Source organism: Vibrio rumoiensis 1S-45 (genome assembly GCF_000286955.2).
GTDB lineage: Bacteria > Pseudomonadota > Gammaproteobacteria > Enterobacterales > Vibrionaceae > Vibrio > Vibrio rumoiensis_A.
Genome location: NZ_AJYK02000026.1, coordinates 21,708 through 47,809 on the forward strand (window position 1 = coordinate 21,708; position 26,102 = coordinate 47,809).

Annotated in this window: 24 protein-coding genes and 1 other RNA gene; 16 read left to right on the top strand and 9 right to left on the bottom strand. The window is 41.4% G+C overall.

Going from position 1 to position 26,102, the window contains the following annotated elements; genetic code table 11:
• Window positions 1–253: 253 nt before the first annotated feature.
• On the bottom strand, window positions 254–1,405 hold the full coding sequence (metK, locus tag A1QC_RS03870) for a methionine adenosyltransferase (protein ID WP_017024160.1): 1,152 nt from the start codon (window positions 1,403–1,405) through the stop codon (window positions 254–256).
• A gap of 505 nt (window positions 1,406–1,910) precedes the next feature.
• Between metK and tkt the strand changes: the two genes are divergently transcribed.
• The 6 genes from tkt to A1QC_RS03900 all read left to right on the top strand — a co-directional run bounded on the left by tkt (window position 1,911) and on the right by A1QC_RS03900 (window position 9,818).
• On the top strand, window positions 1,911–3,905 hold the full coding sequence (gene tkt / locus A1QC_RS03875) for a transketolase (RefSeq protein ID WP_017024161.1): 1,995 nt from the start codon (window positions 1,911–1,913) through the stop codon (window positions 3,903–3,905).
• A 120-nt stretch (window positions 3,906–4,025) separates the two neighbouring features.
• Complete coding sequence (gene epd / locus A1QC_RS03880) at window positions 4,026–5,090, top strand: erythrose-4-phosphate dehydrogenase (protein WP_017024162.1); 1,065 nt, start codon at window positions 4,026–4,028, stop codon at window positions 5,088–5,090.
• A gap of 218 nt (window positions 5,091–5,308) precedes the next feature.
• Window positions 5,309–6,472 (top strand): phosphoglycerate kinase, encoded by a 1,164-nt coding sequence (locus A1QC_RS03885; protein WP_017024163.1) that lies wholly within the window; start codon window positions 5,309–5,311, stop codon window positions 6,470–6,472.
• A gap of 229 nt (window positions 6,473–6,701) precedes the next feature.
• Window positions 6,702–7,778, top strand: coding sequence for a class II fructose-bisphosphate aldolase (gene fbaA / locus A1QC_RS03890; RefSeq protein ID WP_017024164.1), 1,077 nt, complete (start codon window positions 6,702–6,704; stop codon window positions 7,776–7,778).
• Between the two features lie 371 nt (window positions 7,779–8,149).
• On the top strand, window positions 8,150–9,013 hold the full coding sequence (gene mscS / locus A1QC_RS03895) for a small-conductance mechanosensitive channel MscS (RefSeq protein ID WP_017024165.1): 864 nt from the start codon (window positions 8,150–8,152) through the stop codon (window positions 9,011–9,013).
• 103 nt (window positions 9,014–9,116) lie between these two features.
• Window positions 9,117–9,818 carry an oxidative stress defense protein gene (locus A1QC_RS03900; protein ID WP_017024166.1) on the top strand — a complete coding sequence of 234 codons (702 nt, stop codon included), beginning with the start codon at window positions 9,117–9,119 and terminating at the stop codon, window positions 9,816–9,818.
• A gap of 66 nt (window positions 9,819–9,884) precedes the next feature.
• Here the strand turns inward: A1QC_RS03900 and serA are convergent, their stop codons facing one another.
• From serA to zapA, 5 genes are all read right to left on the bottom strand, one after another.
• A complete protein-coding gene (gene serA, locus A1QC_RS03905) occupies window positions 9,885–11,114 on the bottom strand; it encodes a phosphoglycerate dehydrogenase (protein ID WP_017024167.1) in 1,230 nt (409 codons plus the stop codon).
• A 224-nt stretch (window positions 11,115–11,338) separates the two neighbouring features.
• Window positions 11,339–11,995, bottom strand: a complete 657-nt coding sequence (gene rpiA / locus A1QC_RS03910) for a ribose-5-phosphate isomerase RpiA (protein ID WP_017024168.1) — start codon at window positions 11,993–11,995, stop codon at window positions 11,339–11,341.
• A gap of 146 nt (window positions 11,996–12,141) precedes the next feature.
• Complete coding sequence (locus A1QC_RS03915) at window positions 12,142–12,765, bottom strand: 5-formyltetrahydrofolate cyclo-ligase (protein ID WP_017024169.1); 624 nt, start codon at window positions 12,763–12,765, stop codon at window positions 12,142–12,144.
• An 8-nt stretch (window positions 12,766–12,773) separates the two neighbouring features.
• Window positions 12,774–12,959: non-coding RNA, 6S RNA (ssrS, locus tag A1QC_RS03920), on the bottom strand.
• A 56-nt stretch (window positions 12,960–13,015) separates the two neighbouring features.
• The gene (gene zapA, locus A1QC_RS03925; RefSeq protein WP_017024170.1) at window positions 13,016–13,297 is read right to left on the bottom strand and encodes a cell division protein ZapA; all 282 of its coding nucleotides are present in this window, start codon (window positions 13,295–13,297) and stop codon (window positions 13,016–13,018) included.
• Window positions 13,298–13,570: 273 nt separating this feature from the next.
• On the opposite strand from zapA, the gene A1QC_RS03930 reads away from it, so the two are divergent.
• Genes A1QC_RS03930 through A1QC_RS03940 form a run of 3 tightly spaced genes read left to right on the top strand, consistent with a single transcriptional unit; the run spans window position 13,571 to window position 16,567 of the window.
• Window positions 13,571–14,149: a YecA family protein gene (locus A1QC_RS03930; protein ID WP_017024171.1), complete on the top strand. Its 579-nt coding sequence runs from the start codon at window positions 13,571–13,573 to the stop codon at window positions 14,147–14,149.
• Between the two features lie 23 nt (window positions 14,150–14,172).
• On the top strand, window positions 14,173–15,363 hold the full coding sequence (gene ubiH / locus A1QC_RS03935; protein WP_017024172.1) for a 2-octaprenyl-6-methoxyphenyl hydroxylase: 1,191 nt from the start codon (window positions 14,173–14,175) through the stop codon (window positions 15,361–15,363).
• Between the two features lies 1 nt (window position 15,364).
• Entirely contained in the window at window positions 15,365–16,567 is a 1,203-nt protein-coding gene (locus A1QC_RS03940; RefSeq protein WP_017024173.1) for an FAD-dependent 2-octaprenylphenol hydroxylase, read from the top strand.
• Between the two features lie 124 nt (window positions 16,568–16,691).
• On the opposite strand, the gene A1QC_RS03945 is transcribed toward A1QC_RS03940, so the two are convergent.
• Together A1QC_RS03945 and ygfZ are read right to left on the bottom strand one after the other, a co-directional pair.
• Complete coding sequence (locus tag A1QC_RS03945) at window positions 16,692–16,898, bottom strand: DUF1107 domain-containing protein (protein WP_017024174.1); 207 nt, start codon at window positions 16,896–16,898, stop codon at window positions 16,692–16,694.
• Between the two features lie 561 nt (window positions 16,899–17,459).
• On the bottom strand, window positions 17,460–18,443 hold the full coding sequence (gene ygfZ, locus A1QC_RS03950) for a tRNA-modifying protein YgfZ (RefSeq protein ID WP_017024175.1): 984 nt from the start codon (window positions 18,441–18,443) through the stop codon (window positions 17,460–17,462).
• Window positions 18,444–18,617: 174 nt separating this feature from the next.
• Here ygfZ and A1QC_RS03955 point away from each other — a divergent pair, with 174 nt between their 5' ends.
• Both A1QC_RS03955 and A1QC_RS15505 read left to right on the top strand, forming a co-directional pair.
• Window positions 18,618–18,878, top strand: coding sequence for a succinate dehydrogenase assembly factor 2 (locus A1QC_RS03955; RefSeq protein ID WP_017024176.1), 261 nt, complete (start codon window positions 18,618–18,620; stop codon window positions 18,876–18,878).
• A 229-nt stretch (window positions 18,879–19,107) separates the two neighbouring features.
• Complete coding sequence (locus A1QC_RS15505; RefSeq protein WP_158006021.1) at window positions 19,108–19,269, top strand: hypothetical protein; 162 nt, start codon at window positions 19,108–19,110, stop codon at window positions 19,267–19,269.
• A 48-nt stretch (window positions 19,270–19,317) separates the two neighbouring features.
• Here A1QC_RS15505 and nadB read toward each other — a convergent pair whose 3' ends face one another.
• Window positions 19,318–20,949, bottom strand: a complete 1,632-nt coding sequence (gene nadB, locus A1QC_RS03965; protein ID WP_017024178.1) for an L-aspartate oxidase — start codon at window positions 20,947–20,949, stop codon at window positions 19,318–19,320.
• Window positions 20,950–21,451: 502 nt separating this feature from the next.
• Between nadB and rpoE the strand changes: the two genes are divergently transcribed.
• The 5 genes from rpoE (at window position 21,452) to lepA (ending at window position 26,058) form a co-directional block, all read left to right on the top strand.
• Complete coding sequence (gene rpoE, locus A1QC_RS03970) at window positions 21,452–22,030, top strand: RNA polymerase sigma factor RpoE (RefSeq protein WP_017024179.1); 579 nt, start codon at window positions 21,452–21,454, stop codon at window positions 22,028–22,030.
• Window positions 22,031–22,056: 26 nt separating this feature from the next.
• A complete protein-coding gene (locus tag A1QC_RS03975; protein WP_017024180.1) occupies window positions 22,057–22,632 on the top strand; it encodes an RseA family anti-sigma factor in 576 nt (191 codons plus the stop codon).
• A gap of 42 nt (window positions 22,633–22,674) precedes the next feature.
• Entirely contained in the window at window positions 22,675–23,643 is a 969-nt protein-coding gene (rseB, locus tag A1QC_RS03980; RefSeq protein WP_017024181.1) for a sigma-E factor regulatory protein RseB, read from the top strand.
• The gene (locus tag A1QC_RS03985; RefSeq protein WP_017024182.1) at window positions 23,640–24,110 is read left to right on the top strand and encodes a SoxR reducing system RseC family protein; all 471 of its coding nucleotides are present in this window, start codon (window positions 23,640–23,642) and stop codon (window positions 24,108–24,110) included. The genes rseB and A1QC_RS03985 overlap by 4 nt, the downstream gene beginning before the upstream one ends.
• Window positions 24,111–24,264: 154 nt before the next feature.
• A complete protein-coding gene (lepA, locus tag A1QC_RS03990) occupies window positions 24,265–26,058 on the top strand; it encodes a translation elongation factor 4 (protein ID WP_017024183.1) in 1,794 nt (597 codons plus the stop codon).
• Window positions 26,059–26,102: the final 44 nt, after the last annotated feature.

Below are 26,102 nucleotides of genomic sequence, written 5' to 3' on the forward strand. Positions count from 1 at the left end.
TTTGCGTACCTATTTATTCCAAACCGTCCAAGGATCTTATCGTTATTCAGAATGAAGACCTGAATGGGCTGATCTAGATACTTATAACTATTATCGTAGATATCCAGAATTACAAATTTTATGATTAAAAAGTGAGCGGTGAAAGACGTATTAAAATCGGCAATAACTAAGGGGTAGATAAACAAAAGCCCCAACCAAAAGGTAAGGGCTTGATACACAAATTCTTTTAAAGAAAATTAACGAAAGGCGTTAATTAAAGACCTGCGAACGCACGTAGTGATTCAGCTTTGTCTGTTGCTTCCCAAGGGAATTCTTCACGACCAAAGTGACCGTATGCTGCAGTTTTCTTGTAGATAGGTTGTAGCAAATTCAGCATTTCTTGTAGGCCGTATGGGCGTAGGTCGAAATGTTGACGAACGGCTTCAACGATAATATCGGTAGGCACTTTTTCAGTACCGAATGTTTCCACCATGATTGAAGTCGGCTCTGCCACACCAATTGCATAAGAAAGTTGAATTTCACAACGATCAGCAAGACCCGCTGCAACAATATTTTTCGCAACATAACGCGCGGCGTAGGCTGCACTACGGTCAACTTTTGATGGATCTTTACCAGAGAATGCACCACCACCGTGACGCGCTGCGCCGCCGTAGGTATCAACGATAATTTTACGACCTGTTAAGCCACAGTCACCCATTGGGCCACCGATCACAAAACGACCAGTTGGGTTAATAAAGAATTTAGTTTCTTTGTTTAACCATTCTGCTGGTAGGACTGGTTTGATGATTTCTTCCATTACCGCTTCACGTAGATCCGGTGTTGAAATTGAATCACAGTGCTGAGTTGAAAGCACAACCGCGTCAATACCCACGATTTTGCCTTGGTCGTATTGGAAAGTAACTTGAGATTTAGCATCTGGGCGTAAGAAGTTTAATTTACCACTTTTACGGACTTCAGCTTGTTTTTTAACCAATAAGTGAGAGTAAGTAATTGGCGCAGGCATAAGGATTGGAGTTTCGTTAGTTGCGTAACCAAACATGATACCTTGGTCGCCAGCGCCTTGATCTTTAGGATCTGCTTTATCCACCCCTTGATTGATGTCTGGAGATTGCTTACCGATAGTGTTTAATACGGCACATGAATCGGCATCAAAGCCCATATCTGAATGCACATAACCAATTTCGCGAACGGTTTCACGAGTAATCTCTTCAATATCAACCCATGCAGAAGTCGTGACTTCACCACCCACCATGACCATACCGGTTTTTACATACGTTTCACACGCCACACGTGCTTTCGGATCCTGTTCTAGGATTGCATCTAATACCGCATCAGAAATTTGATCAGCAATTTTGTCTGGATGACCTTCAGATACAGATTCTGAAGTAAATAAATGCTTAGACATGTGTGAGTGCTCCACTTTGAATCACGTTAATTCATCGCTTAATGAATCAATTTGAGTTAGAAAAGACGCGTTCTTATAGCTTTTTGCTATGAATCGCGTCTTCTTAAAAACAGTTAAGTTTGTAGGTGTTTCTACATCTAGACGTCTATTCTAGTTTTGATTGGTCGAATTACAAGCCTTTTTTTAATGCTGGCGCAGGAAAACGATTGCCCGTTGATAATAAGAGAGAATTTTTTTTAATTATTTTTTTGGGAATGACTTTATGGTCAATACGATAACGTTTGCGTTGCTAACCCTATATTTTGTTTAGATTCCAGTTAAATGTGGGGAAGTGTGGGCTAGGTAAAAAAAGGAAAAAAAGAAAGGCAAAAACGAAAATATGATCACCTTAATGTTTGCAGTCATTCCGGTGCTTTGCGACAATACCGACCACAAAGTGGGCTGAACGAATTCAGTTGGCTTTATCCAACCTTAAATAAAATCGCTTATGCACTCAGGAGCAGACATGACGTCTCGTAAAGATTTAGCAAATGCAATCCGCGCTTTAAGCATGGATGGTGTTCAACAAGCCAATTCGGGTCACCCGGGCGCCCCAATGGGGATGGCCGATATCGCTGAAGTTCTTTGGCGTAACCATTTAAACCACAACCCACAGAACCCTGAGTGGGCGGATCGTGACCGTTTCATTCTTTCGAATGGCCATGGTTCAATGCTGATTTATTCTCTTCTTCATCTTTCTGGCTACGCATTGCCAATTGAAGAGCTGAAAAATTTCCGTCAACTGCACTCTAAAACACCAGGTCACCCAGAATACGGTTACGCTCCAGGTGTTGAAACCACGACTGGCCCACTAGGTCAAGGTATCACCAATGCAGTTGGTATGGCGCTTGCTGAAAAATCACTTGCTGCACAATTTAATAAAGAAGGTCACGACATCGTTGATCACTTCACATACACCTTCCTAGGCGACGGTTGTATGATGGAAGGTATCTCGCATGAAGCATGTTCTTTAGCGGGTACGTTAGGTCTTGGTAAGTTGGTTGCTTTCTGGGATGACAACGGTATTTCTATCGATGGTCACGTTGAAGGTTGGTTCTCTGACGATACACCTAAGCGTTTTGAAGCGTACGGTTGGCATGTTATTCCTGGCGTTGATGGTCACGATTCAGACGCAATTGAAGCGGCTATTCAAGCAGCTAAAGCCGATCCTCGTCCATCACTTATCTGTACTAAAACAGTGATTGGTTTTGGTTCGCCAAACAAAGCGGGTACGCACGATTGTCACGGCGCGCCACTAGGTGCAGACGAAATTGCAGCGACTAAAGCGCAACTTGGTTGGGAACATGGTCCTTTTGAAATTCCAACTGACATTTATGCTCAGTGGGATGCGAAAGAAGCCGGCGCTGCAAAAGAAGCAGCTTGGAACGAAAAACTTGCGGCATATGAAGCAGCTTACCCAGAGTTAGCGGCTGAATTTAAACGTCGTACTGCCGGTGATTTACCTGGCGATTGGGAAGAGAAAGCGAACGCTATCATTGCTGATCTACAAGCAAACCCAGCGAACATTGCTTCACGTAAAGCGTCTCAAAATGCACTAGAAGCATTTGGTCAAATGTTACCTGAGTTCATGGGCGGCTCTGCTGACCTTGCACCTTCTAACTTAACCATGTGGTCTGGTTCTAAATCACTGACGGCTGATGATGCTTCAGGCAACTACATCCACTACGGTGTGCGTGAGTTTGCGATGACAGCTATCATCAACGGTATCGCGCTACACGGCGGTTTTGTTCCTTACGGCGCAACTTTCCTAATGTTCATGGAATACGCACGTAACGCAATGCGCATGGCTGCTTTGATGAAAATTCAAAACATCCAAGTGTACACACACGATTCTATCGGTCTTGGCGAAGATGGCCCAACTCACCAACCGGTTGAGCAAATTGCATCATTACGTATGACACCAAATATGAGCACATGGCGTCCATGTGACCAAGTTGAGTCTGCGGTAGCGTGGAAACTTGCGATTGAACGTAAAGATGCGCCTTCTGCACTTATTTTCTCTCGTCAAAACCTAGCACAACAAGAGCGTACGGCTGAGCAAGTTGCGAACATCGCAAAAGGTGCTTACATTCTTAAAGATTGCGCAGGTAAGCCTGAGTTAATCTTGATTGCGACAGGTTCTGAAGTTGAGTTAGCGGTTGAAGCGGCTGCACAACTTACCGCTGAAGGTAAGCAGGTACGTGTTGTATCTATGCCATCAACCGATGCATTTGATAAGCAAGATGCGTCTTACCGTGAAGCAGTATTACCATCTGATGTGACGGCTCGTATCGCGGTTGAAGCGGGTATTGCTGATTACTGGTTCAAGTATGTTGGCCTAGACGGTCGCATCATCGGTATGACCACATTTGGCGAGTCAGCACCTGCTGGCGAACTATTCAAAATGTTCGGCTTTACAGTTGAAAACGTGGTTGAAACTGCGAGAGAGTTGATTGCTTAATCCTTTAAGGTTTAGATAATTGAAAGATGAAAGCCGGGCATTATGCTCGGCTTTTTTAATGCGTATTAAAAGTCGATGAGGTAACATACTGCCACTTTATATTGATGCCATGGAAAGATTATGCTTAGAATTGCTATTAATGGATTTGGTCGGATAGGGCGCAGTGTAGTGCGCGCTTTATATGAAAGCGGTAAAAACCAATCGATCCAAGTTGTTGCGATTAATGAGTTGGCAGAACCTGAAGGCATGGCGCATCTTCTTCAGTATGACTCAAGCCATGGTCGCTTTTTCAAAAAAGTGTCTCACGACCAAGAGCATCTCTTTATTCACCACGATGGGTTAAAACTATCCACTAAAAAAAATGCAGCGGAGACTACCGAGGTTGACTCGATCCGAATTTTGCACCTTGCCGATGCAAAGTTATTGCCTTGGAAAGATCTTAACGTGGATATTGTTTTAGATTGCACCGGTAAGTTCGGCTCACAAGCCGATGGGCAACTTCATTTGCAAGCCGGGGCGAAGAAGGTGTTATTTTCTCACCCTGGTGGAAATGATGTCGATAACACCATTATCTATGGTGTGAATCATGAGAGTTTAACTGCTGAGCATAATGTCGTGTCGAATGGTTCTTGTACCACTAACTGCATTATCCCTGTGATCAAAGCTTTGGATGATAGTTTTGGTATTGAATCTGGGACCATCACCACCATCCACTCTTCAATGAACGATCAACAAGTTATCGATGCCTATCATTCCGATTTACGCCGTTCTCGAGCTGCCAGCCAATCGATTATTCCAGTGGATACTAAACTGCACTTAGGTATTGCACGAATTTATCCAAAATTTTCTGATAAATTTGAAGCAATTTCTGTACGAGTTCCTACAATTAACGTCACTGCGATGGATTTAAGCGTTACTGTTCACAAAAATGTGAAAGTTGATGACGTAAATCAATCTATCGTGGAAGCATCTCGTTGTACATTGGATGGCATATTAGATTACACCGAAGCCCCATTGGTTTCGATAGACTTTAACCATGATTCACACAGTGCAATTGTTGATGGCTCACAAACTAGAGTCAGTAATCATCGCTTGGTGAAAATGCTGGTTTGGTGCGATAACGAATGGGGATTTGCCAACCGCATGCTCGATACGACTCAAGTGATGGGAGCAATGATTGACTAAATAACGGTATTTGGTGAATATTTAGTCGATTTATTATTTTTACCCTTGAAATAATAAAAAATCACCCCCAGTATAAGTAACAGATGATAATTACATCGCTGAAGCATTACATTTATCAGCGATAAAGAAATGAACAAAAGAATCACATTGTTGGGCGTTTGCCAAGCAATGAGCCGTTTTAACTTTATTAATTTCATTAACATTTTAGAGGACAAACAATGTCTGTAATCAAGATGACTGACCTGGACCTTGCAGGTAAACGTGTATTTATTCGTGCTGACCTAAACGTGCCAGTAAAAGACGGTAAAGTAACTTCAGATGCTCGCATTCTTGCATCACTTCCAACGATCAAAACTTGTTTAGAAGCGGGTGCTAAAGTCATGGTTACTTCTCACCTTGGCCGTCCTACTGAAGGTGAATACAGCGAAGAGTTCTCTCTTGCTCCTGTTGTAAACTACTTAAACGATGCCCTAGATTGTGACGTGAAACTAGCAAAAGACTACCTAGATGGTTTAGAGCTTAATGCTGGTGAGTTAGTGGTTCTTGAAAACGTTCGCTTTAACAAAGGCGAGAAGAAAAATGAAGAAGAATTATCTAAAAAATACGCAGCACTTTGTGATGTATTTGTGATGGATGCATTTGGTACGGCTCACCGTGCACAAGCGTCTACACACGGTGTTGGTATGAATGCACCAATCGCGTGTGCAGGCCCTTTACTTGCAGCTGAACTTGATGCACTTGGTAAAGCAATGGATAACCCAGAGCGCCCACTGGTTGCTATCGTTGGTGGTTCTAAAGTATCAACAAAACTAACGGTTCTTGAGTCTTTATCTAAAATTGCTGACCAGTTAGTGGTTGGTGGTGGTATTGCGAATACCTTTATTGCAGCAGAAGGCCATAATGTTGGTAAATCTTTATATGAAGCAGATTTAGTTGAAACAGCTAAGAAGCTAATGAAAGATTGCGCGATTCCAGTCGCAACAGACGTGGCTTGTGCAAAAGCTTTTGATGAAAACGCAGAAGCTGAAATCAAAAACGTGGCTGACGTTCAAGATGACGATATGATTTTTGACCTTGGCCCAGACTCAACAGCAGTATTGGCTGACATCATCAAGAATGCGAAAACTATTCTTTGGAATGGCCCTGTCGGCGTCTTTGAATTCAAAAACTTTGAAGCGGGTACAGCTGGTATTTCTAAAGCGATTGCAGAATCAGCAGGTTTCTCTGTTGCTGGTGGTGGTGACACATTAGCGGCTATCGACAAGTTTGGTATCAAAGCGGACGTTTCTTATATCTCAACGGGTGGCGGTGCTTTCCTTGAGTTTGTTGAAGGTAAAGTATTACCTGCAGTTGCGATGCTAGAAGAGCGTGCAAAAGCTTAATAATAGTTGCAAAAGGCGAGAGACACCTCTCGCCTTTTTTACATTGGTATCAATTAAAAATAACGATTGATGCAACGTGCATAGATCACACTATGTGAATCTGAGCTTTTTATTGCTACAATGCGCCGCATCAATCAAGCAAACGTTTACTAAATGCTCATTTTGTTCTAAAACGAACGAAAAACTTAAACGGCTGTAATTTAAACGACAGTAAAATAGGACTCAAATCATGTCTAAAATCTTTGATTTTGTAAAACCTGGTGTTATCTCTGGTGATGACGTACAGAAAGTTTTCGCAGTAGCGAAAGAAAACAACTTTGCTCTTCCAGCAGTTAACGTTGTGAATACTGACTCTGTAAACGCAGTACTAGAAGCAGCAGCAAAAGTTAAAGCTCCTGTAATCGTTCAGTTCTCTAACGGTGGTGCAGGTTTCTTCCTTGGTAAAGGCGTTAAGCTTGAAGGCCAAGGTGCACAAATCCTAGGTGCAGTTGCTGGTGCAAAATATGTACACGCTGTTGCAGAAACTTACGGTATCCCAGTTATTCTTCATACTGATCATGCTGCTAAGAAACTTCTTCCTTGGATCGACGGACTACTAGACGCGGGTGAAAAACACTTTGCAGAAACTGGTAAGCCTCTTTTCTCTTCTCACATGCTAGACCTTTCAGAAGAGTCTTTAGAAGAGAACGTTGAAACTTGTGCTAAATACCTAGAGCGCATGGCTAAGATGAACATGACTATCGAAATCGAACTAGGTTGTACTGGTGGCGAAGAAGATGGCGTTGATAACTCTGACATGGATGCATCTGAGCTTTATACTTCTCCTGAAGATGTTGCTTACGCGTACGAAAAACTAACTGCTGTTAGCCCACGTTTCACCATCGCTGCTTCTTTCGGCAACGTACACGGTGTTTACCAAGCAGGTAACGTTGTTCTAACTCCAACGATCCTACGTGATTCTCAAGCGCATGTTTCAGAGAAATTTGGCCTACCAGCTAATTCTCTAAACTTCGTATTCCACGGTGGTTCTGGCTCTTCTGAAGCTGAAATTCAAGAATCTATCGGTTACGGCGTTATCAAAATGAACATCGATACTGATACTCAGTGGGCTTGTTGGGATGGCGTTCGTCAATACGAAGCTGACAACCACGATTACCTACAAGGTCAAATCGGTAACCCAACTGGTGAAGCTGCGCCAAACAAAAAATACTACGATCCACGCGTATGGTTACGTGCTGGTCAAGCGTCTATGGTTACACGTCTTGAAAAAGCGTTCGCAGACCTTAACGCAATCGACGTACTATAATCCGTCTTTAGTTTCTTAAAGTGTGAAGCCCTACAGTAATGTGGGGCTTTTTTTGTCGGTAAATTATGGGTGTTTGTCTATTATTTGTATCTATAGCATATCTATGAGGGTGTTACCTTTAATTAGTTTAACGATAATTTATGTAGGATTTCTCGTAAAGTGGAGTGGCTTTGGTGGAATTGTTTTTGTTGTAATGACAACAAATAGTTTTCAGCAACATGAAAAATAGATATATTGTGCCTTAGACGTATAGTGTGTGGGTGTTTATTTAACAAATTAGTTTTTAATAAAATTTTTTAAAATGAAAACACACTATTGACTCAGTTTTAACTAAGCATTTTTATGATTAAATCGTTAGGAAGGAAATAACAATGGCAACAGAAGATCAAGTAACGGAAGTAGCACATGCTATCGCTCCAAAGGTAACAGATTGGCTGACATCTAACTCTGATTTATTGGTTCAATATGGCGTGAATATTCTTTCCGCATTAGTCATTCTTTTCATTGGTAATATTGTTGTTAAAACAATCAGCAACAGTGTTGCTAAGTTGCTTGAAAAGAAACAAATGGATCAAGCGGTAGTGCACTTTATTAGTTCACTTGTTCGCTATGTGTTATTTGTTATCGTATTAATTGCTGCTCTAGGCCGTGTTGGCGTTGAAACGGCTTCAGTCGTTGCTGTGATCGGTGCTGCAGGTTTAGCGATTGGTTTGGCACTGCAAGGCTCATTAGCTAACTTTGCTGCTGGTGTGTTGATTGTGGCTTTCCGTCCATTCAAAGCTGGTGACTACGTTGAAATTGGTGGCGTTGCAGGTAGCGTTGAATCTATCCAGATTTTCCAAACTGTTTTAACGACACCAGATAACAAAATGATCGTTGTACCAAATGGTGGCGTAATCGGTGGTCCAATTGTGAACTACTCTCGCCATGCTACTCGTCGTATCGATCACGTGATTGGTGTTTCTTATAAAGCTGATCTGAAAAAGACTAAAGAAGTGATTGCTCGTGTGCTTGAATCTGAATCTCGCATTCTTTCAACGCCAGCACCAACGATTGGTGTTGTTGCTTTAGCTGATTCTTCAGTGAATTTTGTAGTTCGCCCATGGGTAAAAACGGCTGATTACTGGGATGTTTATTTTGATACTCTGCAAGCGATTAAAGAAGAGCTTGACAATGAAGGCATCGAGATTCCATTCCCACAAATGGATGTGCATTTGAATAAGCTTGATGTTTAATCAACGAGCTTTATGTAACAAATAAATCAAAGGCGCCTAGTGCGCCTTTTTTATTGCTACAATGAATGCTTTATACCAATCCTAGTTTTAGAAAGAGGTTGTTATGCGAGTATCTATTAAACATCTTTTATGTGCAGTATTGTTTTTTTTAAGTGCCAATGCTTATGCCGCAGAGGCAAGTCAGCCCACACTATCAACAACGGGGTATGGGCAAGTGATTGCTAAGCCTGATATGGCTGAATTTTCTGTGGCTATTCAGTCAGAGCGAACTCAAGCAAAGCAAGCGAAAATGGCGGTAGATAAAGTTGTCGAAAAATTAATGAAATCTTTAGAATCATCTAACATCGACAGAAAAGACATTGAAAGCAGTAATTTACAGATTACGCCTCAGTATATTTACCCTAAAGATGGCAAACCGCAACTCTCTGGCTACCGTGCGGTACGTAATATTACGGTTACGGTAAAGCAATTAGATAAGCTAAATGATTATCTCGATCTTGCGTTGCAATCAGGCATCAATCGAGTAGATAGCATTCAGTTAAAAGTACAAGATGAAGCCAAATATAAAGAGCAAGCGCGTCAATTAGCTATTGATGATGCAAAAAGCAAAGCTGCATCATTAACAAAAGGCTTTGATGCGACGGTAAATGGTGTGTGGTCTATTGAATATAGAAGTAATATATCTCGCCCTGTTGTCGCAAAATCAATGGCAATGGAAAGTCGTGTTGCCGATCAAGGCTATCAAGATCAAAGCATTATGATCAGCGATCAAGTAAGTGTTGTGTTTTTAATTTCTAATAAATAAAGACGTAAAAAAAGCAGTCGCTTAAGGGGCGACTGCTTAATATTCGGTAGATAGGAGCAACTATTCTTAGTGCAGAATACGCGCTCGAATGGTTCCTTGAACAGCTTTCATTTTCTCTAATGCTTCTTCTGAACGATTCGCTTCGATATCAATGACCACATAGCCCATTTCTGCATTGGTTTGTAGATATTGAGCTGCGATATTAATACCAGCGTCAGCAAATATGCTGTTAATTTGCGTTAGGATACCAGGTCGGTTTTCATGAATATGTAAAAGACGTGACGTGCCTGTGTGTTCTGGTAATGATACTTCAGGGAAGTTTACACAAGATAACGTTGAACCATTGTCTGAGTATTTAGCTAATTTCCCAGCAACTTCAATACCAATGTTTTCTTGGGCTTCTTGAGTTGAACCACCAATGTGAGGTGTCAAAATCACATTATCGAATTTCATTAATGGAGACTCGAATGGGTCGTTATTGGTTTTTGGTTCAACTGGGAATACATCGATTGCCGCGCCACCTAAATGACCAGACTCCAGAGCGTCACATAACGCTGGAATATCGACAACCGTTCCACGAGCTGCATTGATAAAGATTGCGCCCGGTTTCATTTGAGCAAACTCATCAGCACCCATCATATCTTTGGTACTATTGGTTTCTGGCACATGTAATGAAATGATATCTGATTTATTAAGCAACTCACTCATAGTCGCTACTTGATTCGAGTTACCTAACGATAGTTTATTTTCGATATCGTAGTAGTACACGCGCATGCCTAAGTTTTCAGCAAGGATACTCAACTGAGTACCGATATGGCCGTAGCCAATGATGCCTAGACGTTTGCCACGGGCTTCATAAGAAGCATCGGCACTCTTTTTCCAAATGCCACGGTGAGCCAGTGCATTTTTTTCTGGAATACCACGAAGTAGCAGTAATGCTTGACCTAATACCAACTCAGCCACACTGCGTGTATTGGAGAATGGGGCATTAAATACTGGAATACCACGTGCAGCAGCAGCATGAAGATCCACTTGGTTTGTACCAATACAGAAACAACCTACAGCAACGAGTTTCTCGGCAGCATCAAAGACTTCTTGAGAAAGATGAGTACGCGAGCGAATACCAATGAAATGCGCATCTTTTACCGCTTCAAGCAACTCATCTTCAGAAAGTGAACCTTTGTGGTATTCAATGTTTGTGTAGCCAGATGATTGTAAAACTTCGACAGAAGAAGGATGAAGACCTTCTAATAGGAGAATTTTGATTTTATCTTTACCGAGAGATACTTTGGCCATGTAACGTCGTCCTTAATAGAGAATATAGATTCTTTGCACACATCAACTACTGGTTTACCTTATTGGGTATTGCGAGCATTCCTTGTGCGGCACTGTGAATAAAATATCAAAAAAATGTGAACTTGGGTAAGATTTTTAGAGAATAAAGTATAAAAAAACGGCGCATTTAAGCACCGTTTTGTTAATTACCACCAAAAAGACAAATAATGTTGTTTAGCAGCATATTATTCTTCTATTTTTGCACCTTCTGGGGTGCCAGTAATCACGACATCAGCACCACGATGGGCAAACAACCCAACAGTTACCACACCAGCCAAGGCATTAATTTTATCTTCAAGTTCTTTTGGATTAATAATTGAAAGATTATGTACATCTAAAATGATGTTGCCATTATCGGTTACAACACCTTGACGATATTCAGGAGTACCGCCAAGTTTTACTAATTCGCGGGCAACATAAGAGCGTGCCATTGGAATAACTTCAACTGGCAGCGGGAATTTACCTAAAACATCAACAGCCTTAGTGCCATCGACAATACACACGAATGTTTTAGACATTGCCGCGACGATTTTTTCACGCGTTAATGCTGCGCCGCCACCTTTGATCATGTCACGTTGTGCGTTAATTTCATCAGCGCCATCGACATACACATCTAAGCCATCGACTTCATTTGAATCAAAAACTTCAATGCCAAGTTGTTTTAGTTTTTCAGTTGAAGCGACTGAACTTGAAACAGCACCTTGAATTTGACCTTTCATGGTCGCTAATGCATCAATGAAGTGATTCACCGTTGAACCCGTACCAACACCAACGATGGTGTCAGGCTTAACGTAATTTAGTGCAGCCCAACCAGCGGCTTTTTTCATTTCATCTTGCGTCATGCGAACTCCTAGATAGATAAAGTAATCGATTGCGTTGTTGTCTGTAATTGGGCGAGATTATATACCCAAGTGACTTTAAGATGCGAGTTTCAGTGAGAGAAAAGCAGTGATTAATATGGCAAATTGAAGATGGTAGATATTTTATCTCATCGTACCCTATTATTTATGTCCCAGTGCCAAGCCTGTTTTGGCGTGACAATGATAGGTAATGGAATATCCCAATGCTGTGAGGGAAGGTGTTCAACTTGTTGGCATTGATGAGCGAGCCCAATGGGGGTAGCACCTCGGCCTGTGTTAAACCATGTTTCAAGTGTACGGTCGTAATAACCACCGCCCATACCTAGGCGTTGTCCTGTGGGATCGAAAGCCACAAGTGGTGTGAAAATAATGTCTATATTACTCACTGGGCACACTTGAGTTTGATCGAGTTTAGGTTCAACAATGCCATATTTATTATGACAAATAGGACTGTTGGCGTGATATTTAAGAAAAAGAAGGTGCCCTTTGGAAAAAGGATGAAGTACAGGGAGCAATACTTGCTTGCCTTGCTGCCATAACCAATTAATGGTTGGTTGGGTATCTATTTCACCATCGGATGAAAGATACAGAGCAATATTGTGTGCGTCAGTGATGTTTGAAAGTTGCTTGATTTGCTCTAATAGCTCAAGGCCAGCGGCCTCTTGTTCTTCTTGAGAGAGCGACTGGCGTTTTTGACGAATAAGTTGTCGCCATTGAGTGCGAGATAAATCTTGTGTGATTGGATATTTCATAAAAGAAGGAATACCCCAAAGTGCCGTTGAGAATTGATGGACCTATGAACCAGCGAGTTCAAGGCGGATCCGCAATGAAAACCGTAGGCTTCTCGGTACTAGCCGAGCTTGCTCAATAGTTTTCAAGTACCAATCCTGGGTTGTTGCTTATCGGCTCAGGGACTTAAATCCTCTGACAAACACTCCAGGGTAAATTTTGTATGCACTATCACCTAACGTGAGCCACCTAAATCCTTGGTGAGTGCTGATTTTATTCCTTATTTTTGCCTAACGCTTTGTCTAAAGCTTCATTTAAGTGAGCAATTCTTTGGTTGAGTTGCTCATTGTCAGACATTTCTTTCTGCAATGCTTTCACTTCATAACAAGCATTGAGAGCAGCTATGGTGAGTAGCTGTTCGATGTTGTGTACTTTAGTACGTTCAGTCATCTGTTTCAAGCGTTGGTTTAGCTCGGATGCTGCAGCATGCAAAGCTTCTTCTTGCCCTGGTGGACAATTGACACGAGTGAGTTTTCCTAAAATTTCGACTTCCACTGTGGCGCACTCTTTATAGCTGATGACAAAATGAACAATCGCAAGTCAATAAATGACATTTTGAGATTGATTTGAACAGGCTGTTCTCTTTAAGGTAGAAACTATAGGCTAAACTGCCTTTGATATTCAAGCATTTCAGTAATGAGGGGCGCTATTTTGCTTAATGTTGACCGATCCGATTACAAAGTGAGTCATTTCGTGGTGATTATGTTTTCGGGTGTGCTTGGTAATTGGTATACTCAGATTAAATTCAAATATTAAATGAGACTTCCTATGAGCGACATTCGTCTACCTGATTACACTACAGCCCAAACTGAACTCACCACGGCCTCTTTATCCGTTACGCCAGCAGAGTTACAAGGTTTGATTACTGGGATGTTAAGTGGAGGGCTAACTCTGGAAGATGACAGCTGGAAAACAATCTTATTTGATTATACTAATGATGGTATGGGTTGGCCGAGTAAGGCTGCGGTGCTTGCTGATACTATTTATGCACTTTCAGTTGAAGAGTTAATTAAAGCTGATGTGGTGCTTAGCTTATTACTACCTGATGAAAATGATTTAATACATTATGCTGATGCGGTGTCTGACTGGGTGAATCACTTCATTTCAGGACTAGGTCTGGCAGGATCGAGTTTGGCAAAATTATCATCGGAAACCAAAGAAGCTTTGTCGGATCTAGAAGAAATATCAAAGCTTGGAATTGATGAAGATGATGATTTACAAGAGCAAGCTATTTTACTTGAGCAAGTGATTGAGCATGTTAAGGTTTGTGTCTTGACGATTCATTCTGACTTAGGTGCGAAACCTGCGATTGAAACAACCACCAATACCAGTAAAACCCTGCATTAAAATTAAATTAAGAAGGTCATGGTATGAAGCAGTATGATGTAGCGATTATTGGTGCGGGCATGGCAGGGGCAACCTTGGCACTTGCGATACACCAATTATGCGAAGGCAAACTTAAAATCGCGGTCGTTGAAGCTAATCAGATGGATGGTTCAGCGTTACATCCGGGGTTTGATTCTCGAGCTATTGCTTTGTCATTTGGTACTTCGAATATTTTAAAGCAACTGAATCTTTGGCCTGATTTTTTACCTTTTCTCACACCAATTACTGACATTGAAGTGTCTGATAAAGGGCATTGTGGATTGGCCGACATTAAAGCTGAGTCACAAGGTGTTGAGGCGCTCGGTTATGTGGTGGAATTAGAAAATGTTGGGCGTATTTACCAACAGAAATTAATGCAATGCCCTTCGATTGATTATTTCTGCCCGAATACGATTAAGACAATTAAACGTACTCTTGATGACGTTGTGGTCACCCTTGATGATGATTCTCAATTTAGTGCTAAGTTGCTAGTTGCCGCTGACGGGGCATTATCTGAAAGTTGTCAGCAATTGGGGATTCCATTAACTGAGATTGATTTTGAACAGTTCGCAGTCATAGTGAATGTGAGTACAGAGCAGCTTCCTCAAGGCCGTGCATTTGAGCGTTTTACATCGTCAGGTCCATTGGCATTTTTGCCGATGTCGGAAGGTAGAAGCTCCGTCGTATGGTGTGTCTCAGAACAAAGATCACGTCAGTTAATGGCAACAAGTGATCACGAGATCATTACACAGTTGCAACAGGATTTTGGTTGGCGATTAGGCAAAATTACCAGAGTCGGTGCACGCGGTTGTTATCCATTATTATTGCGCTATCGCGAGTCGGTGGTTTCTCATCGAAGTGTGGTTATTGGCAATGCTGCGCAAACCTTGCATCCTATTGCGGGGCAAGGCTTCAACCTCGGCATTCGAGATGTCATCAGTTTGGCTGAAGAGATCCAGAAAGCGCATAAAGTTTGCGGTGATATTGGCGATTACTCGGTCTTATCTCAATATCGACAACGTCGTGATCATGATAGAAATAGCACCATGTCTTTGACGTCAAGCTTAGTAAACTGCTTTTCAAATGATTTACTTGCCATGAGAATTGGTCGTAATCTAGGTTTATTGGCGATGAATTACTTACCTTATATAAAGCAACCTATAGTCAAACAGACTATGGGATTAGTGGAGCGATAACATGCAAAGTTTTGATATCACTGTTGTTGGTGGAGGAATGGTTGGACTCGCACTTGCAGCGTCCTTTGCTGAAACTAATTTGCGTATTGCCGTTATAGAAAGTGTGATTCCGGATGATACTTTACTTGCTATGCCAGACACCCGAGTCTCTGCGTTAAGCCGTGCCAGTGAGCTGTTTTTGAAAAACATTAAAGCATGGGACGGTATTATTTCTCGTCGACTTTCTCCTTATCAAGCAATGGAAGTGTGGGAAAAAGACAGTTTTGCTCGTTTATCTTTTAACGCAGATGACCTATCACAATCAAATCTAGGTCATATTGTTGAGAATCGAGTTATTCAATTGGCGTTACTTGATCGAGTTAAACAGCTTGCGAATGTAACCTTATTCATGCCTAGTCGTTGTATGAATATGGCCGTTGGTGAAAGTGAAACTTGGATAACGCTTGAATCGGGCGATTCCATTTCAACCAAGCTGGTGGTCGGGGCTGATGGTGCTAATTCTTGGGTGCGTAAACAACAAGATATCCCATTAACGCATTGGGATTATGGGCATAGTGCCATTGTTGCCAATATCAGAACCTCTGAACCTCACGAAGGTGTGGCAAGACAGATCTTCACCCCACAAGGCCCGATAGCCTTCTTACCGTTATCGGATCCTCATTTGTGTTCATTGGTATGGTCGACCGATCCTAATCGAGCCGATACTCTAATATCACGCTCAAATACTTCGTTTAATCAATACTTAACCAGTGAGTTTGATGGGCGCTTAGGGCTTTGTGAAGTGGAAGGAGAGCGTCATTCTTTTCCACTAAAAATGCGTTACGCTCGTAATTTTGTGGTTAACCGTGTTGCCTTAGTTGGTGATGCCGCTCATACCATTCATCCTTTAGCCGGTCAGGGGGTGAATTTAGGCTTTCTTGATGCAGCTAGTTTGGCAGAAGTAATCATGGCGTTGTGGGAGCAAGGAGAAGATATTGGCTTGCAACGCAATTTACGCTCATACGAACGTTGGCGCAAAGCAGAAGCTGCAAAAATGATTGCCGCGATGCAAGGCTTTAAAGACCTATTTGAAGGTGATAACCCTGCCAAGAAGCTAGTGAGAGGTTTAGGTATGCAATTTATTGGTCATTTACCTGGTATGAAAGAAGAAATGATGAAAAGAGCTTTAGGCATTACCGGTAAGCTACCGAGCTTGGTGAAGTAATCTCAGGTTTAGCTAAGAGATTCCGTAGAACATATACTGACAGGTAATAAAAAAGGTTGGCGTAATGCCAACCTTTTTGTTTTGAAGCTCTTTACACAAGTAAAGTCACCAATATCAGTGAGTATTATGCTGCAATACAGCGAATACGGCTTACTTCTTGATTGATTTCTTTCACCGTTTGGTAGTGCTTATTTTCGGCTTCAGAAGGAATGATTAACTTAGCGTTATCAAACTCAAATTTTCCTACACCATTAATATAAATACGTCCTTTAAAGAAACGGCTTATGTGCTTAGCTATTTGCCCAGGCACATATTTATTAAACAATCTCATACTAACATCCTTAATAGTAATTGAGATTATTATACCAATTTTTATAGCGTTTAAATGTTATTTTTAAAACAAATATGTAGGAATTGACTTATTGTTTGGAGTTTAAATCTATTCTGTTTATCATTTACAGGGAATGTATTTATGGTCACTATGGTTCATATGCTTTGCCTGATTTTATGGTGTTTAAATTGAAAGCAAAAAAAGCCCGCACTCATAGGCGCGGGCAAATAGTCACAGATGCATTATACAAAGTGGATATAGCTAGTAGAACCAGCTCTACACTTTTACTTGAAATAGATGCTGAAATTTCAACACCATGTTAACAAGTTTCCTAACCATACAATAAAACGACCAAGATCAATAACTATTCATTTATATTAAATAAAAATTCTCTATCACTTTTTATTATATGTGATAAAGATCAATTAGGAATATTTTTTGTTGCATTAGATTGCATGGTTAAGTGTTACTTTAAACAATGATTTAGATTTTTTGTGAAGATTTAATTACAAAAAAGCCACCAAAGATATAGGTGGCTTTAGGGCATTTAAAAGCTGATTTTTATTCTTGTAATGAATAGGGTAGCTCTGCAAACGTCAACAGGGTAGTCGGTGAATCTTCAAATCTAAATGAAGTATCAGGCTCTAAATTATTGGGTAATACCGCAAGGGCGATAATTTTTCCGTCGGTAAATTGATATTGAGCGAGTAACTTACCTGCTCCTCTCCAATTTTCACCCACTTGCCTCTCTATGGTGGTTTTACTAGGAAGAGGGGAGTCTGAGTGACCTTCTAATTTGAACATTGCACGTTTATTAATGCCACGGTATTTTGCTCTAGCAACCGTTTCTTGTCCCGTGTAACACCCTTTGGTGAAAGAAATGCCATCTAATGCCTGCAAGTTCATCGCTTGAGGGATATGCTCCAGTTGATCTTCTGAGCTTATCCTTGGTATCGCGTCAAGGATATCCGCGTAATCCCAAATGGCGTCATTAGCTAGGCTAGCAGTTGTATCAGTGTCTAAAATTTGCTCCGCACTTTCTTGAGTTAATAGCAATAACCAACGTGTTGTACTGATTTGCACCGCGCTACCACCGTTAATCGCAACGACTTGGTTTGTGTGCTCAGAATTGAATGACTTAGAGGCTAACTTTTGAATGAAAGTATTGGCATGTACGCCGATTACGCCGAGACAAACATCAGTGCTTTCTTGTATTTCGACTTTAGAGAAGATGGCGTATTTTTTTATTTCGACAAGCTCTTTTTCAATTGCAGAGCGATGTTGGAACATGGCATAGCCATTATTATGATGAAATAAGCGAAAGGTACTCAGCATTTTCCCTTTGCCATCACAATGTGCTCCTAAGGTGGATTGGTTTGGTTCTAAAGCCACGACATTACTAGTAATTTGTCCTTGAAGGTAAGACTTTTTGTCGTCACCTACCATGGTGATCGCGCCCCAAGAGGGTAAATGACAAATAATTAAATCGGGAAGATCTTGAGTTGAAGAGATGGGCAAGGCCGTGAATGTCTTTGTCAAATTCATCATAACATCCTAGTTCAGGTGGTAATTATGCACCCATGGTAATGTCGCAATTGATATTTGTCAGCTTTTCTTGCGATTGATTTAAAATTGCATCGAGTTTGTGATAGCTGCACTAGAGGATAAGTTGAGCAACTGATAGACTCAGGGGCATATGTATTATCAGATGGAATGAATATGTACAAACCTGAAGAGAAAGCTCGAATTAAATGGGCATGCCGTCGTGGTATGTTGGAACTTGATGTCGTTATCATGCCATTTTTTGAAGAATGTTTTGAAGAGCTAACGGAACAAGAGCAGCAAGAGTTTGTTGCTTTGTTGGAATGTGATGATCCAGATTTATTCACTTGGATCATGGGACATGGCAGGAGCGAGCATCTAGGCCATGCTAAAATTGTAGATAGAATCGTTGCCCATAATCTCAGTAAAGTGCGTTAATACTCATACGAACGCGCAACACATTGAATCGTTTTATTACCGCGACACCCTGATTGCCCAGCTATTGATTATCGTTATGAGTATTTTCAGTATTTGGGCCATCATCATTTCGACAGCCCCCTTCGTTTTTTCCTTATTATTGATATCTTTGTTATATAGCCACGGTTACAAGCATCTAATGGAATCTTTTAATCTCAATGACTTTGGTGAATATTGCAAAGTTATTAGAGTGAATAGATCTTTAAATGAATTTATGATCCAAGTTTATCTTTCCCCGCAAGTACCATATCGTTTATGGCGTCATCAAATGACGGATCATGATTACAAGCAGTTTATGGCGCTAATTAATGATGAACAATTCGGTTCAGTTTGGATCAAAAAAGAGCACTAAACGGTGCTCTTTTGGGTTTGTTTTATTTTGTCTAGGATCGAGTATCGATTAGAACAAGGGATTACTGGTTCTGAATTTTTCCGGAGAGAGTATTGTTGGGCCGCTATTTTCAAGCTGGTTCGGGTAATCTAAGGTGTAGTGCAGACCACGGCTTTCTTTTCTTTCCATTGCACAACGAACCATAAGTTCAGCGACTTGCAGCAGGTTGCGTAATTCTAATAAATTGTTCGATACCCTAAAGTGGCTGTAATATTCATGTGTTTCTTGTTGTAGTAATTGGATGCGGCGTAAAGCTCGTTCTAAACGTTTATCGGTACGGACAATCCCCATGTAATCCCACATGAATAAACGCAGTTCATGCCAGTTATGCTGCAAAATGACTTCTTCATCAGAATTGGTTACTTGGCTTTCATCCCAATAAGGTAAGGAACTTGGCATTTGGGCTGAATCTATATTACTGATGATATCCTTTGCCGCAGACCAAGCGTAAACCACACATTCAAGCAATGAGTTGGATGCTAAACGGTTTGCACCATGCAGCCCAGTGTAGGTGACTTCACCCACTGCATATAAATGCTTAAGATCGGTGAGACCTTGCTGGTTTACCATCACGCCACCGCAAGTATAATGCGCTGCAGGGACAATTGGGATTGGCTCTTTAGTCATATCAATCCCTAAATCCAATAAACGCATATTGATGGTCGGGAAGTGCTTTTCAATAAAATCGGCAGGTTTATGGCTGATGTCTAAATACATGCAATCCGCACCAAGACGCTTCATTTCATAATCTATCGCACGAGCGACAATATCGCGTGGTGCCAACTCTTCTCGTTTATCAAAATCAGACATAAAGCGAGTACCGTCAGGGCGTTTTAAATAGGCCCCTTCGCCTCTTAATGCCTCAGTGAGTAAGAAGTTACGTGCTTCAGGGTGAAATAAACAAGTTGGATGGAATTGGTTGAATTCTAAGTTGGCTACTCGACAGCCCGCGCGCCATGCCATTGCGATCCCATCACCAGAGGAAACATCTGGGTTCGAGGTATATTGGTAAACTTTGGAAGCACCACCAGTTGCGAGGACCACAAATTTTGCACGAACCGATTCAACATGTTCTTTATTACGGTTCCAAATATAAGCCCCGACCACTTTTTTAGGGTCGCCACCAATACGATCTTCTGTGATTAAATCTAATGCGTTGTAACGTTCAAGAAAATGGATGTTGGGGTGATGATTCACATTATCTTGCAAGGAAGTTTGCATCGCCATACCGGTTGCATCAGCGGCGTGAAGAATGCGACGATGGCTATGACCCCCTTCTCGGGTTAAGTGGTGACGTGGGTGATCACTTTTATCATTTTCATCTAAATCGAAAGGAACGCCACCATCAATTAACCATTGAACACAATCTTTGGCATTTTGAGTAATGAAACCGACAGTATCTTCATCGCAGATCCCACCGCCAGCGATGAGAGTATCTTCTATATGAGATTCAACACTATCATCTTCATCAAACACAGCAGCAATACCGCCTTGAGCATAATAAGTAGAACCCTCATTACGAGGCCCTTTACTCAAGACAATCACTTTACCGTGAGGGGCGACTCTTAAGGCAAGTGAAAGCCCAGCAGCACCACTACCAATAACCAATACATCGCACTGATGTTCACTGTTTGTGTTCATAAGTTTGTTTCGTTCCTAAGCGAGTGTAGACAACATTATACAAGCGTATGATTGCTGCCTTCACCATTCCTGTGTAAACCCGATTTAGCCAACGCGAGTGATTATGCCAATTGTACTTATTTTAAATCCTTTTGACTGAGTAGAATTTTTGCTTTGATCTCAAAGCTTTTTCTACATCGTTTCTGAGGATTCTACGAGTATTAATAATAATAAAAATCTACGCGCACTTGACGAAGCATTGAAATAAGAAGGTAATATGCATATATATCGATCAAACTTTCAAGTGTTGTTTTGATTTTTGTTCGAAAAACCCTGAAAGAAGAGTGATGATTACAGCATATTTTGTAGCTAAATTGGGAAAAGTTTTATTTTGGTGAACTTTTCTAATAGCACCGTGTCACAATAGTGGTCGGCGATGCTGTGGTAACAGTACTACAATATATAAGAATAATGTTCATATCTGAGAAGATAAGGATCATAACAATAGGAGTGGGTGCTCGAAATGAGCGAGCAGTTGACTGATCAAGTTTTAATTGAGCGGGTTCAAAGTGGAGACAAACAAGCATTCAACCTTTTGGTGATTAAATACCAAAATAAAGTTTGTAGTCTAATTTCCCGTTACATTAAGAACTCTGGCGATGTGCCTGACGTGGCTCAAGAAGCCTTTATTAAAGCCTATAGAGCTATTCCCAATTTTCGTGGAGAGAGTGCTTTTTATACTTGGCTATATCGTATCGCTGTTAATACAGCGAAAAACCATATTGTTGCACAATCACGACGCCCTCCAGCAAGCGATGTGGATGCAGAAGATGCAGAATATTACGAATCTGGCAGTGCATTAAAAGAAATTTCGAACCCTGAGAACTTAACGTTGTCAGAAGAATTAAAGCAGGTCGTTTTTCAAGCAATTGAAGCACTACCTGAAGATTTAAAAACGGCAATGACGCTTCGTGAACTTGAAGGCTTAAGTTATGAAGAAATTGCAGAAGTAATGGATTGTCCTGTCGGAACGGTTCGTTCTCGGATTTTCCGAGCTCGCGATGCAGTGGAGAAGAAAATTCGCCCACTGATTCAGCGATAATAGACTACTAATTTATGGTGGGAAAAATGACCAATAAACAACAGATCTCAGCTCTAATGGATGGAGAGTTAGTCGATCAGTCATTAATTACTGAGCTTGAGCAAGATCTTGATGCGCAACAATCATGGAGTCATTACCATTTGATTGGCGATACGCTTCGTGGTGAAACGCCGAGCAACCCTAATTGGGATATCGCTTCGAAAGTTGCTCTAGTGTTAGAAGATGAACCTGCACACTCGAAAGTAGTGACTCTTCAAAGAACATTGGAAGCACAGCCCAAACCACAACAAGCTCGTTTGAAAATGCCAGCGTGGTTATCCAATTTAACGCAAGTTGGTGTCGCAGCGTGTGTGTCATTAGTTGTGATTCTTGGTGTACAGCAATATTCTACGGGCGATACCACTAACCTAGCTTCGGATTCAGATCAATTACCCGTTTTGCAAACCATACCTTTTGCTGGATCTGCTGAACCTGTAAGTTTGACACGAGATTCAGTGAATACTCAGTCAAGTGAAGCTAAAGTGATGGATCAACATCGCCGTGTGAATGCGCTAATGCAAGATTATGAATTGCAGTTACGCCTTAACCATGCAAGTGAATAACATGACTTTTGTGGACATTACCTCCATTAATACGGTATTGAAATGAAAAAAATTCTGATTAGTACTTGGTTACTACTCAGCTTATTTAGTCAAATCGCCTCGGCAGAAGATAATACCTCTGCGGAGGCTTTATTGCATAAAATGAGCGACGCGAGTAAGACACTCAATTATGAGTTGTCTTACATCTTAATAAAGAAAAACAGCATTGAGCCGTTACTTTATCGTCATGCCATTGAGAATAATCAAAATTTGGCGCATTTGGTGTATTTAAGTGGACCGGTGCGTGAAGTGATTTTACGTGGTGATGAAGTTAGTTATATTGAACCTGGGCTTGATCCGTTTTCTATTCGTTCTGGGCAAATGGTTGCGCCATTAATCCCAATGCTGAATAGTGACATTGACAAATTAAGCCTTCTTTATGATTTTGTTAAAATTGGCCGTTCTCGTGAGGCCGGAGCAGCATGCCAAGTCGTTCGAGTTGTACCGAAAGATGGGCAACGCTACTCTTACGTAGTGTGGATTGATGAGCGTACGAAACTGCCTTTACGCGCTGATCTTGTTGAACGTAATGGTGAGATCTTAGAGCAATATCGAACCGTTTCTTATGCGGTTAGTGATCATATTGCTAACATCTTAGACGGATTAAATAGTGCGAAGCTGCCTGATGTTTTAACATTACCTAAGCCTCAAGAAGCTCAAGCGGATTGGAAAGTAACTTGGGTACCTGATGGCTTTGAACCTGGCAGTATGAATCGTTATCGCATGTCTGTGACGGGCAATGTTGTGGAAAGCCAATTGTATAGCGATGGCCTGTTTAATTTCTCGGTTTATGTTTCCGATATTAAATCGGCAGACAGTAAACCTCAGGTTTATCGTCAAGGTCGTAGAACCTTACAAACGTTTATTAAAAATAGTCGAGAAATTTCGGTGATTGGAGATATCCCACCTCCGACAGCGAAACTTATTGCTGAGTCAGTGACATTCACTAATGCGAAGAGTAAAGCCAAATGATGACGGCATTGGCAACAGTGACATCGGTAGAGCAATCTAATGGTGTTCATCACGTCCAAGTAAGCTGTGAGCAACAAACCAGTTGCAATAGCTGCAAGTCGCAAAAAAGCTGTGGTACTGGCATGGTTTCTAAAGCTCTTGGTAGCAAAGCGCATTACTGGAAAATTAACACCACTAAACTTTTGCAAGAAGGTCAGGTGGTGGAAATTGGTCTACCAGAAAAAAGCATTGTGCTATCCGCATTAGTGGTTTACATGCTCCCTTTACTTGCGATGATTGCGGGTAGTTTGATTGCTCAACTGTGGCTTCGACCTCTGCTTGAGCTGGGTGAAGGTATTGTCATTTTGATGTTCTTTTTATCTGGTGCTGTCGGAATCTACTTTGCCAAACCTATGACTCAATGGCTTGAAAGTAAAGTGGATAATGAAGTGTCGTTGATACGTGTACTTGGTCAGCCAATCGCTTAAACACCGAAAGAAGTGATACCCTTAAATGCAGTTTTGCTTAAGGGTATAGCTACCCAGCACGAAATTGGGTAGAATCCCACCCACAAAAATGAAATCAGCCTACTAATGCCTCATTTCATATCATCCACTTTTATTTGAGTATTGTCTCCAGCCTATGAAGCACATTCGTAACTTTTCGATTATCGCCCATATCGACCACGGTAAGTCGACTCTATCTGATCGCTTAATTCAAGTTTGTGGGGGGCTAACAGAGCGCGAAATGGCATCTCAAGTTCTTGATTCTATGGACCTTGAACGTGAGCGTGGTATTACCATTAAAGCGCAAAGCGTCACCTTAGATTACAAAGCTAATGATGGTGAAACGTATCAATTAAACTTCATCGACACCCCAGGGCACGTCGATTTCTCTTATGAAGTTTCTCGCTCACTTGCCGCTTGTGAAGGTGCATTGCTGGTGGTTGATGCTGGTCAAGGAGTTGAAGCTCAAACGCTTGCGAACTGTTACACCGCGATTGAAATGGATCTTGAAGTAGTGCCAATCTTAAATAAGATTGATCTGCCAGCTGCCGATCCTGAGCGCGTTGCAGAAGAAATTGAAGATATCGTTGGCATTGATGCAATGGAAGCGGTGCGCTGTTCCGCTAAAACTGGCATCGGTGTTGATCTTGTTTTAGAAGAAATTGTCAAATCTATCCCTGCTCCTGAAGGCGATCCGGATGGGCCGCTACAAGCACTGATTATCGATTCATGGTTTGATAATTACTTAGGGGTAGTTTCTTTGGTTCGAATCAAAAATGGTTCACTGAAGAAAAATGACAAAATTAAAGTCATGAGTACTGGCCAAACTTGGGGTGTAGACCGTATTGGTATTTTCACACCTAAACAAGTGGACACCAATGGATTAAACACCGGGGAAGTCGGCTGGGTTGTTTGTGGTATTAAAGACATTCTCGGCGCGCCAGTGGGGGATACTTTGACCCATGCGAAAGGTGGGTGCGAAAAACGTTTGCCGGGCTTCCAAAAAGTGAAACCGCAGGTTTATGCCGGTTTGTTCCCAGTATCGTCAGATGATTATGAAAACTTCCGTGATGCATTAGGTAAGTTAAGCCTTAACGATGCTTCACTGTTTTATGAGCCAGAAAGCTCTGCAGCTCTTGGTTTTGGTTTCCGTTGTGGCTTCCTTGGTATGTTACACATGGAAATCATTCAGGAGCGCTTAGAGCGTGAATACGATCTTGATCTCATCACAACTGCGCCAACCGTAGTGTATGAAGTGTTCAAGACCGATAAAACGACGCTTTATGTTGATAGCCCAGCAAAATTACCAGCGATAAATGACATTGAAGAAATTCGTGAACCGATCGCTCGTTGTAATATTTTAGTACCATCAGAATACTTAGGTAACGTGATTACGCTTTGTATTGAGAAGCGCGGTACTCAAGTTGATATGGTTTATCATGGTAAGCAAGTTGCATTAACCTATGATCTTCCAATGGCGGAAGTGGTACTCGATTTCTTTGACCGCTTAAAATCAACCTCACGTGGTTATGCATCGCTAGATTACAACTTCCACCGTTATGAATGCTCAAGCATGGTTCGCGTGGATGTTTTATTGAATGGTGATACGGTTGACGCATTGGCAATCATTACTCATAAAGACAACTCGCAAACACGTGGTCGTCAATTGGTTGAGAAAATGAAAGAATTCATTCCTCGCCAAATGTTTGATATCGCAATCCAAGCGGCAATTGGTAACCATATTATTGCACGTTCAACGGTGAAGCAGTTGCGTAAAAACGTAATCGCTAAGTGTTACGGCGGTGATGTGAGTCGTAAGAAGAAACTGTTGAAGAAGCAGAAAGAAGGTAAAAAACGCATGAAGCAAATTGGTAATGTTGAGTTACCTCAAGAAGCTTTCTTGGCGATCCTTCATGTCGGCAAAGATTAATACAGTAGCGGATTCATTTCAGTTTCCGTGCTTTTTATAAAAAG